Origin of the sequence: Indolivaga alginatilytica (assembly GCF_003201355.1) — a bacterium.
GTDB classification, from domain to species: Bacteria; Bacteroidota; Bacteroidia; order Bacteroidales; family Dysgonomonadaceae; genus Dysgonomonas_A; species Dysgonomonas_A alginatilytica.
In genome coordinates this window covers 57,771-74,029 of the sequence record NZ_QICL01000018.1, presented here as the reverse complement: position 1 = coordinate 74,029, position 16,259 = coordinate 57,771, and the positions used below count along the sequence as shown (strand labels likewise).

Here is a 16,259-nt window from a genome sequence, read left to right as displayed (position 1 = left end):
GCCGTGTTGTCTTTTTTTTGTAGTGATAAGTATTGCTATTGGGTATCAAGTTAATCCTTTACGTATGTGTTGAATAGATTATAGTTTTCTTCTGGGAAAACGAAGAATTATTCTTAAAACTACTTCAATACTTCTGCAATCTTAGTTTTCATGGCATCACCACGTAAATTACGGGTAACAATAGTTCCATCAGGTCCGATAAGGATAATATGAGGGATACCCAATATTCCATATAAATTGGTGGGAGTTTCTCCGGTATTAATAATTTGTGGCCAAGTCAGTTTATCTTCTTTTATTGCTTCTTTAGTATCTTCGGGTTTATCCCAAACGGCAACACTTACTACTTCAAATGCTTTTCCTTTATGCTTTTTGTATAATTCTACAATATTCGGAGTTTCCTGACGGCAGGGACCACACCAACTAGCCCAGAAATCGACCAATACATATTTTCCTTTACCTGCATAATCGGAAAGCGAAACTTTTTTGCCGTTGATATCTTCTCCGCTAAAGTCTACGAAAGGCTTTCCAACCGCAGTTGTTTTCAATGCTTCATTGTTTAGAATAAGTCTTTTTATCCTTTTTTTGTTTAAAACGACTTCACCGACTTTCGAAAGAGCACTATCTAGTGCCTCAGTGGTAGGAAGCATCGACATCTCCCGTAAAATTATTACACCGATTTCGTTATTTGAATTTTTTTCCAATGTATTATTTAGAATTGTAAGATAATCGGCCGTCCATTGTTGTTGGAATTCTTCTTGTTTTTGACTGAGTTTAACAGGGTCTTGTTCCTGCTCTTTTAGTTTATCCATTTCGGTTCTGATGATAGTATACATACTATCTTGTCGTAGGGAGAACTGAGCAAGTTCTTTGTTGAGAGGAGTACCTTCAACATTATGCTTCTCCAGATTTGCAGTCATTTTTCCGCTTTCTAAAATCAGATTGATAAATTCGCGTCCAACATCTATACGGCAAAACCGGCTGGAATCGACAATTCCCGTAAAAATAAATTTCCCGTTTTTTACAACAGTGCTATCGATGTTGCGGTTGCTGTCATAATCGAGTAGGTACAATGTTGTTCCGTTCAAAGTTGTATCAGTTAATGTTCCCTCTACAGTATATGTATTGGTCGGGCGATTTTCTGAACAGGCAAAAGCTAAAAGGCAACCTGCAATTAAAGAGAAGAGTGTTTTGTTTTTCATCTTTTTGGGTGATATTAAAGGGTTCTAAAATCCAAAAGCGGTACAAATAATTATTTAGACCATTCGCCTTTTTTCTTCTTTCTCCGGAAAAGAATAAAGAAATAAGTCTGAGGAAGAATGAACGCCAATGAATAATAAGCAGTCTGTATATAATGTTCATCAGATGTGAATTGAGAGGACAGGAAGAAGAACGCTATTAATAAAGGCAGTGGAAAAAAAGATATAAATGATAATAGGAAATTCTCCCGAACAGCACGTATTTTACAAAGAAATATAGAATACGATGCTACCGCACAGCTAAAGCAAACGAAAAACGGATAAAAGAATAATTCTTTATTGTTGATATCCATATACAATTTAGTATTCGGATTCTTACATATATTGTCTGATATAAACCATAGTATAAGAGATATTGCAAGAGCGAGAACCAGAACCAACAGAGGGGTGTGCAAGCAAAAGCGGGTCAGCTTGTTTTTAGAAAACAAACTAGTCAGTAGTCCTGCTAGCAGGAGGATGGCAATCATTATCAAACGAGCTCTCATTGAGCAAATATAAAAATAATATTACCACAACATCGTAATATCAACATTTTCTATATCAATAGAGTATGATATAATTTACACGAAAAGTTGTACCTTTATGGTGATAACCTATGAAAAACATTAATTCATTTTGAAAATGGAATGGAAATCTATTGTACCATTAGCCGTATTTATCCCGTTCATTAGTACTGCTCAGAATAAAATACAAGAGAGACCTAATATTGTAGTCTTCTTGGTTGATGATATGGGATGGCAAGATACATCATTGCCCTTTTGGACTGAGAGAACTCAGTGGAATAATCTGTATGAAACTCCCAATATGGAGCGTTTGGCAAATCAGGGTATGATGTTTACGCAAGCCTATGGCTGTAGTGTAAGCTCTCCGTCAAGAGTGAGTTTGTTGACGGGGACGAATGCTGCCAGACATCGTGTGACAAACTGGACTTTGGAGAAGAATAAATCGAATGACGATAAAAGTGATGTGATACAACCTCCGGACTGGAATATTAACGGAATCTGCCAGACTTACGGAATTGCCCATACCTATCAAGTAACTTCATTGGCTCAAATACTGAAAGATAATGGCTATCATACCATACATTGCGGAAAAGCACACTTCGGAGCGAAAGATACTCCGGGCGAAAATCCATATCATCTGGGTTTCGAAGTGAATATTGCAGGGCATGCGGGAGGCGGTTTGGCAAGTTATTCAGGTGCTGAAAATTTCGGAAACAGAACCGACGGACAAAAAAGTCCTCTTCAGGCTGTGCCCGATCTCGATAAATATTGGGGGCAGGATATTTTCGTAACCGAAGCCCTTACTTTGGAAGCTAAAAAAGCTCTTGATCATGCTCAAAAGCTCGATCAGCCTTTTTTCCTTTACATGGCACATTATGCCATTCATATACCTATTCAGAAGGACATGAGATTTTATCAAAAATATAGGGATAAAGGAATGACCGAAATCGAATCAGCATATGCATCACTGATTGAGGGGATGGATAAAAGCCTCGGCGATTTGATGGATTACTTAGAGATAAACGGGATAGCTGATAATACAATTATCTTATTTATGTCTGACAATGGAGGTCTTGCAGCAACTTCACGCAGTAGCGTACTGCACACCCAAAATTCGCCTCTTAATAGTGGTAAGGGATCTGCTTATGAGGGTGGAATACGTGAACCGATGATTGTTTCATGGCCTGCGAAAGTGAAAAAACAATCAAAAAACGATGAGTATATTATTATAGAAGACTTCTTCCCGACAATCTTAGAGATGGCAAATGTCAAAAAATACAATCCGATACAACCTGTTGACGGCAAAAGCTTTGTTCCTTTATTAACAGGGGAGGGTAATCCGTCTAAAGGGCGTAAATTATATTGGAACTTTCCGAACGTTTGGGGACCGTCCGGACCGGGTATCGGTGCGACTTGCTCTGTCCGTGATGGAGACTGGAAGTTGATTTACTATTATGATTCCGGGAAAAAAGAGTTGTTTAATATAGCAGAAGATATTGGTGAAGTAAATGATTGCTCGGACAAGCGAACAGATATTGTTAAGCGTCTGTCTAAAGACTTGGGGCAGTATTTGAGGAGGGTTGATGCTCAACGGCCAACTTTTAAAAATACAGGACATCCAACCCTTTGGCCTGATGAAGTCTAAAGCTAACCAAAGCAATAAAAAAGCCTGAGGCTTTTATAATTTAACCCGACCTCCTTTTTTCCATGTTTTTTTATAATAATCTTCTTCGAGATGGCTTACGATTACCCCTCTGGAGGTTGAGGCATGTATGAAATAGCCATCTTTAAGAAAAATACCTACATGGTCTATATTTTTTGATTTCGGGGAGGTACTGAAAAATACCAGGTCACCGGTTTTTAAACCTCCTTTTCTTACTTTATGTACATCCTTCTTTGCCTGATTTTCGGATGACCTTTGGAGTTTTTTGCCGTATACTCTTTGGTATACTTGGCTTACAAATCCGGAACAGTCGGAGCCGGATTTCGAATTTCCATTATACCGATAAGGTACACCCAACCAAAGAGACGCCTCGGCATATAAGGGGATGTTGGGATCATCGTTCTTAATGGGAATGCTTAAACTGCGGGATAACTGTTCAACCTCTACAGGGTTATATAGAACTTTACTGCTTCCGCAAGAGGATAACCCCACAAGGATACATATTCCTATCGCAAAAACAAACCATTTATTCACCTTATAACAATTGCCCATATACTCTGAAAATCAAAAATAATGATAAAGATAGTGATAAATTTCAGTTACAGGTTATGGTTTGCGAGTCGCTAAGTAATGTAACTCGTAACTAAAAAAACAAATTTAGAGGTTAAATGTTAATGTTTTTTGTTATTTTTGTAGTTTAAGATAGATATAGCTACAGCACACTTAGCATATCTTAAAACATATATAAAGGACACTTAATAATAAAGGATTTACATGCGTACAAATATTACTTCCTCTGATTTAATGCAGATAGATGCAGTATGCATTACGACTTCATTGTTAAATAACCGATCAATCTGAATCATAAATTTTAATATTATAAAAGCTATATTATGGCTATTGACAAAAACAGAAAAACTGCTCGATTCATCAATTTTGGATGGTTTACATGTATTCTTATAGCTCTTACACTAACTGCAGGCAGTATAAGTTATATCAATACCAAGCGTATTGTTAATCGTGCCGAACAAAATAATGAAGAGTTAAAAGAGTTATTTGGTATGTTACGGGATAATTCTCAATATGTAGTGGCTACCGATCAGGTCGGACGTCATTACATTGATAGTATTAATCAGGTTAAGACCCAGAAATCCCAGAAGGCTGAGGAAGCAATCATCCGGCAAGCAACCGCTCAGCTGACCGAATACTCGGGCATGTTATCCAGAACAGCAGACAATACTGTTATGTTGCTATTTGTTTGGGCTGCCGTATTGGCACTTATCACTCTGATTTTTTCATTCTTAGGATTCATGGAGTTGAAAGATCGCATGAAGGCTGTAGAAGATACGCTCAACAAGGTAACCGATAAGAATGAAGAGATAGATCATAAGAAAAAAGATATCGATTCTAAAAAATTGGAGATCGATGCTCAAAAAGAGCAAATCGATGCGAAAACTCAAGAGATAGACGATCGGAAAAATGAGATAGAGGCAGCTTTGGGCAAAGTCGAAAGTACTCTTTCGGCAGTCGAGAAAATAGAAGTAAATATAAAAGAAGACGCACGCACTTCCAGTTATAATTTTGATATACATGCTGCTATCAGTAAAGCAGATATGGCTACTAAAATAGGAGCTTTGGAGGAAATCGCGAAGAGTATAGAAAAAGATGAAGTAATAGATAGAGACCGCAAAAGCAGTTTACTTTATCAAACCTATTTCTATCTGGCTCAGGCTTATTCTGTAAACGCAGATACAGTAAAATCGATATCGACATATACGAAACTGATCGAGATAAACGCTAATCAGCCTCAGGTTTTTAACAACAGAGGAAATGTATATAACAGTATAGGTGAGCATGACAAGGCAATACTTGATTATGATAAAGCTATCGAACTGAATGCCAATTATACGGAGGCTTATTATAATAGGGGAACGGCATATGGCAACAAAGGACAGTATGACAATGCAATAGAGAATTACAATCAGGCATTAAAGTTAAATCCCGAATATGCGGAAGCGTATTTTAACAAAGGAACAGCTTATAGCGATAAAGGCGATTTTGATCATGCGCTCGAAAATTATAATGCAGCTATCAACTTGAATCTGAACGATGCTGAAACATTCTATAGCAGAGGTACTACATTTGGTAATATGGGGCAGTATGACAAAGCGATACAAGATTATAATGAAGCTATCCAACTGAACTCTAATTATACCAATGCATATTATAACCGTGCAAACGCCTACTTCAATATGGGATTGTTTGATGATGCACTTCAGGATTATGATACAACTCTGAAAATGAATCCATACGATGCTAAAGCTTACTTTAACAGAGGATTGATTTGTAAAAGCAAAGGGTTATATGATAAAGCAATTGAGAATTTTGATGCTACATTACGTATTAAACCTAATAATATTAAAGCTTATCTGAATAGAGGTTTAGTTTATTTATCGTTGGAAAATTACGATAAAGCAATCGAAGATTTCAATGCTACACTTAGGCTGAATCCTAATGATAAGGATGCTTACTATAACCGGGGACTGGCATATTCGAAAGTGAATGAATTGGATAAGGCAATCAACGATTATAATGCAACAATTATTATATCTCCCGATCACGATAAAGCTTATTACAGCCGGGGGTTGGTATATTACAATAGAAAAGAGTACGATAGAGCCATAGATAATTTTAATACAGTACTCCGTTTGAATCCCGATAATGCATCTGCATATAATTTGCGGGGAACAATTTTAGTGCAGCGTAATGATATTGATAAAGCAATTGAAGATTTTAATAAGGCAATCGAATTAAATCAGGAAAATGCTGAAGCTTACAATAACAGAGCGAATGCTTATAATAGTAAGGGTGAATATCAGAGAGCGATCGAAGACTGTAACGAAGCATTACGTTTAGATCCTGACAGTATAGATTTGTTTAGTCGTGGAAGCGTATATTTCAGTATTGGAGAATACGATAAAGCCATAGTTGACTTTACTGAGGTTATAAATGTAAATCAGGCAGATTCCCAAGCTTACTTTAAACGTGGGGAGTGTTATTATATCAAAGATCAGTACGATGAGGCAATACTTGATTTTGATGAGGTGCTTCGTTTAGATCCTGATAATACAGAAGTGTATCGGTATAGAGCCGATGCCTATTTTAAAACGAATAAGTTTAAGCTGGCAATTATAGATTATAATAACGTTCTGATTAATCAAAATGCGGGAGTTCAAGTATATACTAACTTAGCTACAGCGTATTTTAAAGAAGAAGAATATGCAGAAGCTATTGGCAACTACCATAAAGTATTGGAACTGGATTCTGAAAATGCCGAAGCTTATCTGAATAGAGGTCTGTCGTATGCATATCTTAAAGATTTTGATGCGGCAATCTACAACTTCAGTGAACTATTAGTCCTCTCTCCTGACAATGCAGATGCTTACTTTAACAGAGGAAATGCATATACAAACAAGCAGGCGTATGATGCGGCAGTAAAGGATTATACGGAAGCTATCCGCCTTAATCCCGAGTTGGCGGAAACATATTTTAATAGAGGAAATATCTATTATAACCATAGTCAGCATAGTGTCGCAATTGAAGATTATAATAAAGCAATCGAATTGAATCCCAATTACACGAAGGCTTATTTCAATAGAGGCTTGGCTAGTAAAATTACCGAGCAATACCAACAAGGGCTTGACGATTTTATGAAAGTGATCTCGCTTGAACCAAGTAATCAGAGATTGATTGAGAAAGCTCAGAAACAGGTGGATATAATAACCAAGTTGATGAAGGTACAGTCTCCCGATTCAAATGATAATCTGGAAGAGTAAATAATAAAAAGCATATTATAAAAAAGACCATCCTGTCGAGGATGGTCTTTTTTTATTGAGTCTGTCTATTTGGTTCTAAGCCTTAATATACGAAGTCGGCTGTATATTGCGTTGTATTTCCACAGGCATCTGTAGCTGTAAAAACAAGCTTATGTGTTCCCCTTTTGAGTCGGGTAGGGTCGAACTTATAGGTAATTATGGGTGACTTCATATCGTGTGTAAACAATGCAAATTTGCCATCGATAGTTCCTCTGAAATTTGCTACACCACTTAGGTTGTCGCTTACACGCAGCCTGATTTCATCTTTGGGTACTATGACTTTTCTTTTTCCTGATGTTGATGATTCTATACGTGTCACTTTGGGTGCTTCGGTATCGGAGTAAACAGCTAAACGTACGCCTAGTTCGCGTATTGAAGCCACTATAGATCCATTTTTGTAACTGCCTCCGACCCAAGAACCTCTGCTGTTGTTATTGGTTACCTGAACCAAGCCGTATTGTTTCTTATTGCTTATAGGGTCTGACGATAATTTAATGGTTACCTCCCCCGATTTATCCAGAGGTACAGGAGTTTTGTTTACGGTGAAGATATCTGAAAAGAACTCGGTTGAGGAAGCTTGCGAAAGTGTGAAACAAACATCATTATATAAATTTCCTTTAGGTATAGACAAGGAGAATTGATCGGTTTTGTATTTATTATCCTCATCCCATATCAAAACCTGATTGCAGGCAGATGGTGTAAGAATATTTTGCTTCTTACCTTTTATTGTGAAATCATACGTCGATTTGTTTCCATATATATCTTCTAACTCATAAGCTATTTGGTAGGGGCGTTCTTCGCTTATGTCGATGTATCCACTGTTTACTGCGGAATAAAAAGGTAATCTGTTTCCCGGTTCTATAAATGATTGCATATAGAATGACTTATTGAGTCGCCATTCCGAAAATTCGGTAAAAGTGTTTATCATACGGCTTTGGTCGAAAGGGAAGCCTGCAGTTTCAGATTTGAATATTTGTTTTCCATCTACTGAAAGCTTGACAATTCTCACTCCGTAAATATTGGATGTTGCGTCCATTCTATCATAAGCTTTTATGCCAAGTCCGATTAATCCCCATGCTTCAATAGATTGCTTCAAATCTGAGTAATCTCCTGATTTTAATCGGCTAACTGCTTGACGTAAGGGTAGGACAGTGCCGTTAATAACTCCTCTGCCCGGAACGGGGTAGGCTGCAATGCCTTTTATATCCGGCGATTTATTGTCGGAAATTAGCTTCTTGTAATAAACCAAAGGGTCTAAAGCATTTTCGGTTTTAGTGTCTCTTATTTCAAAATGTAGATGCGGACCACCTGATCCCCCCGTGTTACCCGTATAGGCTACAAGCTCTCCTTTCTTTACCGGAATCTGATAAGGTTTAAGCTTTACGTCAATTCTGAAATTTTCCTGATTGTATTGTTCTTGTTTGACGTATTCGCCTATCCTAACATTATAGGAACTCAAATGTCCGTAAACCGAAGTTTGTCCGTTGGAGTGGTCTATATATAACGATAATCCATATCCACCGGGCGAAACACCTATTCTTGATATATATCCGTCAGCTATGCTGTATATGGGTTTACCTTCAACACCTTGTGTCTTTATATCGATACCCGAGTGGAAATGGTTATTGCGAAGTTCGCAGAAATTAGCACTCAATAATAGAGGAATATCCAGTGGGCTTCTATAATCTTGGGAAAAACTGTTTAATGATAGAAATAGAAATATAGTTGTGCTGATCTTATTCATTATATTATTAATTGTAAGACGTTTGATAAGGTCTGAGACCTTGTTACTATTACTGAATCTCATTACCAATGATATGTATGATTCAAAAAAATATGACCCTTAATACAACAAGTATAGGGCTATAAAGATTTTGTGTTTACTTATTTTTAAGGTCTCAGACCTTTTTATTGCTTTGATAAGCATAACAAAGAGAGGCAGTTTGGTGATAATACATCGCATTAATAATTTAGCGTACTTAATAGGAAAATAGATATTAAAAATCTTAAATTGTTCCTAATGTATTATCGATAATATCTTTAGCTACTTCTTTTTTGTTTTTTAATCCGAAGTTTTTACGATTGCCATTCTTATTTAGTATCGCAATCTTATTGGTGTCGTGCTGAAAACCTGCACCATTATCATTCAGAGAGTTCAGCACAATAAAGTCAAGATTTTTTTTCTGGATTTTGGAAATGGCATTCTGCTCTTCATTATTCGTTTCTAAAGCAAAGCCGATTAGTATCTGTCCTTCTTTTTTTACTTTACCTAATGATGCTGCAATATCTTTATTGGGTATCAGCTCTAAGGCGAGGTTTTCACCTTCGGTTCTTTTGATCTTGTTGTTTGCTCGTTCTTTGGGACGATAATCTGCCACGGCAGCGCATAGAATAGCTGCATCGGTATCGATAAATTCGTTTGTGGCAGCTTCATACATTTGCTCTGCCGATTCAACATCAATTCGTTTTATGTTAGGATGGGTTGTCTTTAAAGATACAGGTCCTGCAATAAGAACAACTTCTGCTCCTCTCTCGGCACATTCTTCTGCCAGAGCAAAGCCCATTTTTCCGGATGAGTAATTACCAATAAATCGAACAGGGTCTAATTTTTCATACGTAGGTCCCGCTGTTATCAGAATTTTTTTTTTTGAAAGAGATTCTTGTTTCTCAAAATATTCCTTGATGTGGGCTACGATATTTTCGGGTTCTTCCATTCTTCCTTTTCCTATCAAATGGCTTGCAAGTTCGCCTGAGGCAGGTTCTATTATATGGTTGCCATACGATTGAAGCAGGGCTATATTTCGTGCAGTAGAAGGATGTGCAAACATATCAAGATCCATTGCCGGAGCAATAAATACAGGGGCCTTCATCGACATATAAGTGGTTACAAGCATATTATCGGCAATTCCGTTTGCCAGCTTTCCCATTGTTGCTGCTGTAGCCGGAGCTATAACCATAAAGTCAGCCCACAAGCCTAAGTCGACATGGCTATGCCAAGTGCCATCATTAGCACCGAAAAAATCGCAAACTACAGGTTTTCCGGTTAAAGCCGACAACGTTACAGGCGTAATAAATTCTTTTCCCGAAGGGGTAATTACAATCTGCACTTCTGCACCTTCTTTAACGAACAAACGAGCCAAAGATGCTGCTTTATATGCTGCAATACTACCGGTTATGCCTAATACTATATGTTTACCTTTTAGTGTCATCTTTTTATTGTCTTATAAAAATTGAATGATGCCAAGTTTAAAATACCTTAAGCTAAAATTGAATTGGTTACAAAAATAGCAAATCGTTTTACGACATTAGACATCCTTTTTCTTAAATGTAAAGTATTTGTTTAAAAAGAATTGTAGAAATGCTATAATGACGGTGATTGCTAATTTTGAAAGATTTTGTACGACCTTAGGAGCTAACGGATCGAAATCAAGATGGGACAGGCTTAAGTTGATTAGTTGAACAAATACCGGAAGTAAAACAGATCCGATAACTAATCCTACTCCCGCAATACTGAAAAAGGAAATTCCTCTTTGCCATATTTTATCAGTGGTTTTAAAAGTAAAGTAGCCATTGAGTATAAAATTATTGGTAATCGCCAATATGGAACTGAGGATATGTGAGGCAATATAATTGATACCTACAACATCCCGAAAGAGAAAGAATGCTGCCCAGTCGACACCTAGTCCGATAAAACCCACTATTCCGTACTTTACTAATTCCTTGAAAGATTGATTCATTATGTATTGACTTAGATCTCCGATCTCTTATAATTAAGTAACATTAAATATTTAATGAGATGTAAGGTCTGCGACCTTACTTTGGCGAAAAATAGCTAATATTTAATGTAATAAAGATAGGGTGATAAATACTTTATTGTTCTCCTAAGAGACAAAGATAAGTCTTTATTTCTTTTGGGATTTGTCTTTTTGTACGATTTTTATTTAAAAAATTGTTTTTTAGCCTTCTCAATATGATAAAAATGACTATTTTTGAATAACAATACTCTTACAAAGGTTATTTATTGTGACAGAGAAAAAGGTAAAATTATCGGTGTTGGGATTCTCATTTAACCAAACACAATCAGGTACATACGGCTTGGTATTGGCAGAAGAGAATGGTGTAAGACGTCTTATGGTTGTTGTCGGGACGCCTGAGGCTCAATCTATTGCCTTTAAGTTGCAAAATACTTCTCCTCCACGTCCATTGACGCACGATTTGTTCTATTCCTTTATGTCTGAATGGGGAATTACGCTTCAGGAAGTACTTATTTATAAGTATGATAATGGCATTTTTTATTCTAAACTGATATTTAAACAAGGTGAAAAAGAAATCTCGATCGAGTCTCGTACATCCGATGCCATTGGTATCGCTTTGAGGAGTAAATCGGCAATATATACTACTGAAGATATTATGCAGAAGTTGGCAATCGTTTTCAGTGAAGGTGAAGACGATATCGACAATAAGGACATTGTATCCGGTAATGACAGTACAGAATACATGGACAGCTATGCGCTGCTTAGTGAGGATGAATTGAATTCGATGTTGCAGGAAGCTATTGATAATGAGGATTATGAATTGGCTTCGGTCTTACGTGACGAAATGGACAAACGATTTAATCATTAAGGTCTTAGACGTTTTTGCAGCTTTGGTAAGCATAATAAGAACCGATATACATCATTAAATCTTCTTTTTAACTTAGCTCTCAAGCTCTTTTTATACAACATTATGGATAAAACGATATTTTATGCGCCTGATATTCAGCAGGACAATACTTTACCACAAGATGAATCTGCACATTGTGTAAGGGTATTGCGTAAGAAAGAAGGTGATGAAATATTGGTTACCGATGGAAAGGGACACTTTTTTGATGCTGAGATTGTCGAAGCTCACCAGAAACATTGCATTGTAAATATCCTACAAACTATAGTGGAGCCAAAGCCTTGGAATAATTATCTGCATATTGCATTCGCTCCCACTAAAAATCTGGATCGTATAGAATGGTTTGCCGAGAAGGCAACCGAAATTGGGATAGATCATCTGACACCTTTATTGTGCAGATATTCGGAGCGAAAAGAAGTTAAACTGCCTCGTATTGAAAAGATTCTGATTTCAGCTATGAAGCAATCTCAGAAAGCAGTTCTTCCTCAATTGGATGAAATGACTCCGTTTTTAAATTTTATAAAGAAACCTTTTGACGGGCAGAAGTTTATCGCCCATTGTTATCCTCAGGAAAAACAATTGTTGAAAACAATCTATAAGATTGGTAGTAATGTTTTAATACTGATAGGTCCCGAAGGTGATTTCAGTGAACAAGAAGTACAAGAGGCTCTTAAATGCGGGTTTGAACCGATAAGCTTGGGTGAAAGCCGCCTGCGGGCAGAAACAGCAGCTTTGGTTGCTTGTAATGCTATCCAAATACTTAATGGGTAATAATGGTAGCTTAGGTTATCTGGATCTATTCTTGAAAAATGCAAGACAGTTCATTCATAACAAAGGAATAAATAGGTATGAGACCTTATTTTTCTGCCACTTCTTTATTGAATTCTCTCAAAGCAAGAATTGCTTTATATAACTTCTTTTTATAATACCCCTTACATATAAATGATTCATATCGTTTCAAAGAATACTTAGTAACATCATATTCCAATGATCTTCGGGCACTTTCGACGAAGGCATCTATGAGCGGTTTTAGAGCTTCTTGGGGTGGTAATGATTGGTTGTTTTCTTTAGGTAATTCGTCCATATTTCCTGTTTTTTTTAGATAGGTAAAGATAATAAATTCTTAGAATGTAGAATGCCTGTTACTTCAAAGGGTTTTGAGATACTCGTACAATATATTACTTTTACGTTTATAATTTAAGTCTGAGATATTATGAAAAAATATGCCATACTTTTCTGTTTATGCCTTATACCCGCAATTATTTATTCACAAAGCCTTGATGTCTGGATGGAGAGAGCAGATGTTGCCGAGCAGGCAGGAAATCTGGAGGTTGCAAATATTTGCTATCAAAAAGTAATAGAATTAGATTCTACTGATTTGGAGGTATTTTATAGTAGAGCAAATGTTTTAGTCAATCTGGGTGAGGAAAAGAAGGATAAGTCAATATTCAAAGAAAGTTTTGAAATGTATAGAAAGGCTTCAGCATTGGACCCTTCTAATGGATATGTGTACAACGACTGGGCTGTAAGTGTATTAAGGTTAGCTAAAATGGAGAATAATATCCGTTATTACGAATCTGAAATTACAGCATTGTGTATAAAGTCTGAGAAGTTGGGTGATCAGGTTGCGGCATATAATTTAGCATGCATGTATTCTCTATTAAATAAGAGAAAGAAATCTTTGGAATGGTTGGAAAAAGCTTTAACGAATAATTATCAGATTAAATCAAATATCCTGACTAAATCTCGAATTGAGAAAGATCCCGATTTTGAGAATATTCGTAAAGACAAGAAGTTCGAGGAGTTATTGACGAAATACGCTGTCACAAGAAAGAGCAGTATGCTGTTCTGAAAAAACTCATCTCTGGAAGTATTATCCGTAGTCTGATTTATCTATAATAGGACTAGAGGATTATATAAAAGTGACAGTGAAAAAAGGGAAATAAATAAGGATGTAATCGGTGTTACTTTTGTTACTTTTGTCACCTTTTTTGTCTTTATTTATTGAATAACAGTGTATTAATAAAGTGACATAATTGTACAAAATAAAATAGATTGTCACCTGATAATGTTTCTTATGAGTACTTAGTGTAACTCTTTTGTGTACTTGATCCGGACCTTTTTATTGCTTTGGCTGGGCATAACAACCAGAGATAGTTATACAGATAAAACATCTCATTAAATATTTAATGTTACTTAATAATATGATAAAGGCTATTTTTTTTGATATTGATGGTACTCTGAAAAGTTTTAAAACGCACTCTATTCCTCAGTCTGCCATTGATGCAATAAATGAGGTAAAGCAGAAGGGTATTAAAGTTTTTATCGCAACAGGGCGTTATTTTAAGCAAATAGGAGATTTGGATGGTTTGGTTTTCGATGGGCTTATTACTCTGAATGGGGCTCATTGTATTAACTCGGAGAGTGAGACAATTTTTACGAATCCAATACCTAGAGGAAATATAGATGCCCTTCTTCATTATCATTCGGAAAGCTTTTTGTTTCCTGCTATTTTTATAACCGAAAAGAAAGAGCTAATTAATTATATTGATGAAAATGTAAAGGAAATAAGTCTATTGGTAGATGTTCCGTTGTCTCCTGTAGGAGCATTGAGCGAGGCTGATAAAGAAGAGGTTCTGCAAATAGATGCTTTTATAAATAAAGTGCAGGAAAAGGAAATTTTGGAGATCATATTGACTGATTGTGATGCGAGTCGTTGGAATCCTCTTTTTGCAGATGTAAATGTTATAGGAAATAGTAAGCGTACAGGTATTGATAAGTTTCTCGAATATTATGGGCTAGACCTTTCCGAAACTATGGCTTTTGGTGATGGCGGCAATGATGTCGAGATGTTAAAGCACGTCTCTATTGGTATAGCGATGGGAAATGCCGGCGATGAAGCAAAGCTGGTTGCGGATTATATAACCGATTCGGTGGATGATGATGGAATTGCAAATGCTTTAAAGTATTTCGGTATTATTTGACAGAATTTGCTTATCTGTTTTTTTAGATTATAGTTCCATAATACAATGAATATGAATTCAGAATATCGATTTTTTAACAAGTAGTCTTGAGAAATCGCAACCCTTTAATTAAAGTCATTAGTAAATGCCACTTCTGGGCAGATAGTTTGTTTCCATAGGTAGTGCTTGTTACTTTATTTATGAACATAACAATACAACGCATAAACATAATGTTAATGCCCGAAATATTTTTATTATTTCTGATTTGTTATTCTTGCTGTGTTTATTATTTGACTTTAAAGACGATATTCATAAATGTTTTATCGGTAACAGTAAGCAGAGCCGGTAGTTTGTATTTTAAAACACCTAAGTCGCTCATCTCTACATTTTGGAAAACGGTATTGTCATAGTATGTAATAAAATATTCCAGGGCATTATTAGCTAGTAAAGGCAATGCTGTTGAACCTAGACTTTTGATTGAGGTCAGAACATTAGTCATTTGAAATTGTTCAGCGTAAGATTTATGTATATCTATCGTGAATGTTTCTGTAGCAGAGTTGTAAGAAGGGTCGGAGGTATCGGTTGGTAATACAATTGATGGCATGTAAAAAAATCTCATACCTTTATCGGGGCCGACACTCTGCCAAAGAGTCCCATCAAAATAATAATATCCTACTGAAATGACATTTTTTGTTTTAGCAGTAGTAGTTCCGGTTACATTTGTCACATAAACGATAGTTCCTGTTTGGTCGGACAGATATTTAGCTTCCTTCGAAGCCAATTGAGCAAGTGTAAGCCGTGGAGCGATCAGTCCTTCAGCTGTACTTGCATCTGTAGAAGCGGCTTGTACATCCAGACTAACCTTTGGGTCGTAAGTGTTAACTCCCACTTGTGCCTGTAGAAATGCTATACTAGACATGCCTAGTATAAATAATAAAATCCTTTTCATTGTTGTCGTTTTTTATGTCTATAATCTAAAAAGTCAAAAATACATAATTATTTCAAAATATAAGTATCTGGAAATGATAAAATATACGGTAGCTCCTTTTTTTTATCTAAAATAGAAAAGAGTAGTCTGTTTTAACTTATAAAATGTTGTACTGGCTTACTGTTTTTTTTGTCAAGTATGGTTAAATAATGAAATTCGATCTGCCTTTTGATATTTTAGTTTTCTTGTATATAGCATGTTAGGAGTTCTTTGTTTGTTGTTTTATTTCTCTGATCCGCTTATTGTCTATTTCTTTCTGATTTGTAATTTAACGTATTCGGATGCCTGAAATTAATAAATTCCATAATGAAACATATCACATAATTATATTAAGGTTGAAAGAAGATAAAGA

General features: G+C 36.1%; 14 protein-coding genes. 6 read left to right on the top strand and 8 right to left on the bottom strand.

The features are described from left to right. Window positions 1-119: 119 nt before the first annotated feature. Both CLV62_RS13705 and CLV62_RS13700 read right to left on the bottom strand, forming a co-directional pair. Window positions 120-1,199, bottom strand: a complete 1,080-nt coding sequence (locus CLV62_RS13705; protein WP_110311348.1) for a TlpA disulfide reductase family protein — start codon at window positions 1,197-1,199, stop codon at window positions 120-122. 50 nt (window positions 1,200-1,249) lie between these two features. Beyond that, window positions 1,250-1,741, bottom strand: coding sequence for a hypothetical protein (locus CLV62_RS13700; protein ID WP_146212748.1), 492 nt, complete (start codon window positions 1,739-1,741; stop codon window positions 1,250-1,252). A gap of 136 nt (window positions 1,742-1,877) precedes the next feature. Between CLV62_RS13700 and CLV62_RS13695 the strand changes: the two genes are divergently transcribed. After that, a complete protein-coding gene (locus tag CLV62_RS13695; protein ID WP_110311346.1) occupies window positions 1,878-3,404 on the top strand; it encodes a sulfatase in 1,527 nt (508 codons plus the stop codon). A gap of 33 nt (window positions 3,405-3,437) precedes the next feature. On the opposite strand, the gene CLV62_RS13690 is transcribed toward CLV62_RS13695, so the two are convergent. Then, on the bottom strand, window positions 3,438-3,974 hold the full coding sequence (locus CLV62_RS13690; protein ID WP_110311345.1) for a C40 family peptidase: 537 nt from the start codon (window positions 3,972-3,974) through the stop codon (window positions 3,438-3,440). Window positions 3,975-4,315: 341 nt separating this feature from the next. Between CLV62_RS13690 and CLV62_RS13685 the strand changes: the two genes are divergently transcribed. Next, window positions 4,316-7,258: a tetratricopeptide repeat protein gene (locus CLV62_RS13685; protein WP_110311344.1), complete on the top strand. Its 2,943-nt coding sequence runs from the start codon at window positions 4,316-4,318 to the stop codon at window positions 7,256-7,258. A gap of 82 nt (window positions 7,259-7,340) precedes the next feature. Here CLV62_RS13685 and CLV62_RS13680 read toward each other — a convergent pair whose 3' ends face one another. The 3 genes from CLV62_RS13680 to CLV62_RS13670 form a co-directional block, all read right to left on the bottom strand. Next, window positions 7,341-9,041 carry a M23 family metallopeptidase gene (locus tag CLV62_RS13680; RefSeq protein ID WP_110311343.1) on the bottom strand — a complete coding sequence of 567 codons (1,701 nt, stop codon included), beginning with the start codon at window positions 9,039-9,041 and terminating at the stop codon, window positions 7,341-7,343. Window positions 9,042-9,303: 262 nt separating this feature from the next. Continuing rightward, the gene (gene coaBC / locus CLV62_RS13675) at window positions 9,304-10,506 is read right to left on the bottom strand and encodes a bifunctional phosphopantothenoylcysteine decarboxylase/phosphopantothenate--cysteine ligase CoaBC (protein ID WP_110311342.1); all 1,203 of its coding nucleotides are present in this window, start codon (window positions 10,504-10,506) and stop codon (window positions 9,304-9,306) included. A 96-nt stretch (window positions 10,507-10,602) separates the two neighbouring features. Further along, a complete protein-coding gene (locus CLV62_RS13670; protein WP_110311341.1) occupies window positions 10,603-11,034 on the bottom strand; it encodes a GtrA family protein in 432 nt (143 codons plus the stop codon). Between the two features lie 286 nt (window positions 11,035-11,320). Here CLV62_RS13670 and CLV62_RS13665 point away from each other — a divergent pair, with 286 nt between their 5' ends. Together CLV62_RS13665 and CLV62_RS13660 are read left to right on the top strand one after the other, a co-directional pair. Next, window positions 11,321-11,920, top strand: a complete 600-nt coding sequence (locus tag CLV62_RS13665; protein ID WP_110311340.1) for a bifunctional nuclease family protein — start codon at window positions 11,321-11,323, stop codon at window positions 11,918-11,920. Window positions 11,921-12,022: 102 nt separating this feature from the next. Further along, window positions 12,023-12,727, top strand: coding sequence for a 16S rRNA (uracil(1498)-N(3))-methyltransferase (locus tag CLV62_RS13660; protein WP_110311339.1), 705 nt, complete (start codon window positions 12,023-12,025; stop codon window positions 12,725-12,727). A gap of 85 nt (window positions 12,728-12,812) precedes the next feature. On the opposite strand, the gene CLV62_RS13655 is transcribed toward CLV62_RS13660, so the two are convergent. Continuing rightward, complete coding sequence (locus CLV62_RS13655) at window positions 12,813-13,040, bottom strand: hypothetical protein (RefSeq protein ID WP_110311338.1); 228 nt, start codon at window positions 13,038-13,040, stop codon at window positions 12,813-12,815. A 129-nt stretch (window positions 13,041-13,169) separates the two neighbouring features. Between CLV62_RS13655 and CLV62_RS13650 the strand changes: the two genes are divergently transcribed. Together CLV62_RS13650 and CLV62_RS13645 are read left to right on the top strand one after the other, a co-directional pair. Then, complete coding sequence (locus CLV62_RS13650; protein WP_110311337.1) at window positions 13,170-13,808, top strand: tetratricopeptide repeat protein; 639 nt, start codon at window positions 13,170-13,172, stop codon at window positions 13,806-13,808. A gap of 352 nt (window positions 13,809-14,160) precedes the next feature. Then, window positions 14,161-14,940, top strand: coding sequence for a Cof-type HAD-IIB family hydrolase (locus tag CLV62_RS13645; protein ID WP_110311374.1), 780 nt, complete (start codon window positions 14,161-14,163; stop codon window positions 14,938-14,940). Between the two features lie 265 nt (window positions 14,941-15,205). On the opposite strand, the gene CLV62_RS13640 is transcribed toward CLV62_RS13645, so the two are convergent. After that, a complete protein-coding gene (locus CLV62_RS13640) occupies window positions 15,206-15,868 on the bottom strand; it encodes a hypothetical protein (RefSeq protein WP_146212747.1) in 663 nt (220 codons plus the stop codon). Window positions 15,869-16,259 lie beyond the last annotated feature (391 nt).

Coding starts and splice junctions, on each gene's coding strand:
- CLV62_RS13640 (WP_146212747.1), bottom strand. CDS start 15,868: ATGAAAAGGATTTTATTATTTATACTAGGCATGTCTAGTATAGCATTT.
- CLV62_RS13690 (WP_110311345.1), bottom strand. CDS start 3,974: ATGGGCAATTGTTATAAGGTGAATAAATGGTTTGTTTTTGCGATAGGA.
- CLV62_RS13700 (WP_146212748.1), bottom strand. CDS start 1,741: ATGAGAGCTCGTTTGATAATGATTGCCATCCTCCTGCTAGCAGGACTA.
- CLV62_RS13695 (WP_110311346.1), top strand. CDS start 1,878: ATGGAATGGAAATCTATTGTACCATTAGCCGTATTTATCCCGTTCATT.
- CLV62_RS13655 (WP_110311338.1), bottom strand. CDS start 13,040: ATGGACGAATTACCTAAAGAAAACAACCAATCATTACCACCCCAAGAA.
- CLV62_RS13685 (WP_110311344.1), top strand. CDS start 4,316: ATGGCTATTGACAAAAACAGAAAAACTGCTCGATTCATCAATTTTGGA.
- CLV62_RS13660 (WP_110311339.1), top strand. CDS start 12,023: ATGGATAAAACGATATTTTATGCGCCTGATATTCAGCAGGACAATACT.
- CLV62_RS13670 (WP_110311341.1), bottom strand. CDS start 11,034: ATGAATCAATCTTTCAAGGAATTAGTAAAGTACGGAATAGTGGGTTTT.
- CLV62_RS13645 (WP_110311374.1), top strand. CDS start 14,161: ATGATAAAGGCTATTTTTTTTGATATTGATGGTACTCTGAAAAGTTTT.
- CLV62_RS13705 (WP_110311348.1), bottom strand. CDS start 1,199: ATGAAAAACAAAACACTCTTCTCTTTAATTGCAGGTTGCCTTTTAGCT.
- CLV62_RS13650 (WP_110311337.1), top strand. CDS start 13,170: ATGAAAAAATATGCCATACTTTTCTGTTTATGCCTTATACCCGCAATT.
- coaBC (WP_110311342.1), bottom strand. CDS start 10,506: ATGACACTAAAAGGTAAACATATAGTATTAGGCATAACCGGTAGTATT.
- CLV62_RS13680 (WP_110311343.1), bottom strand. CDS start 9,041: ATGAATAAGATCAGCACAACTATATTTCTATTTCTATCATTAAACAGT.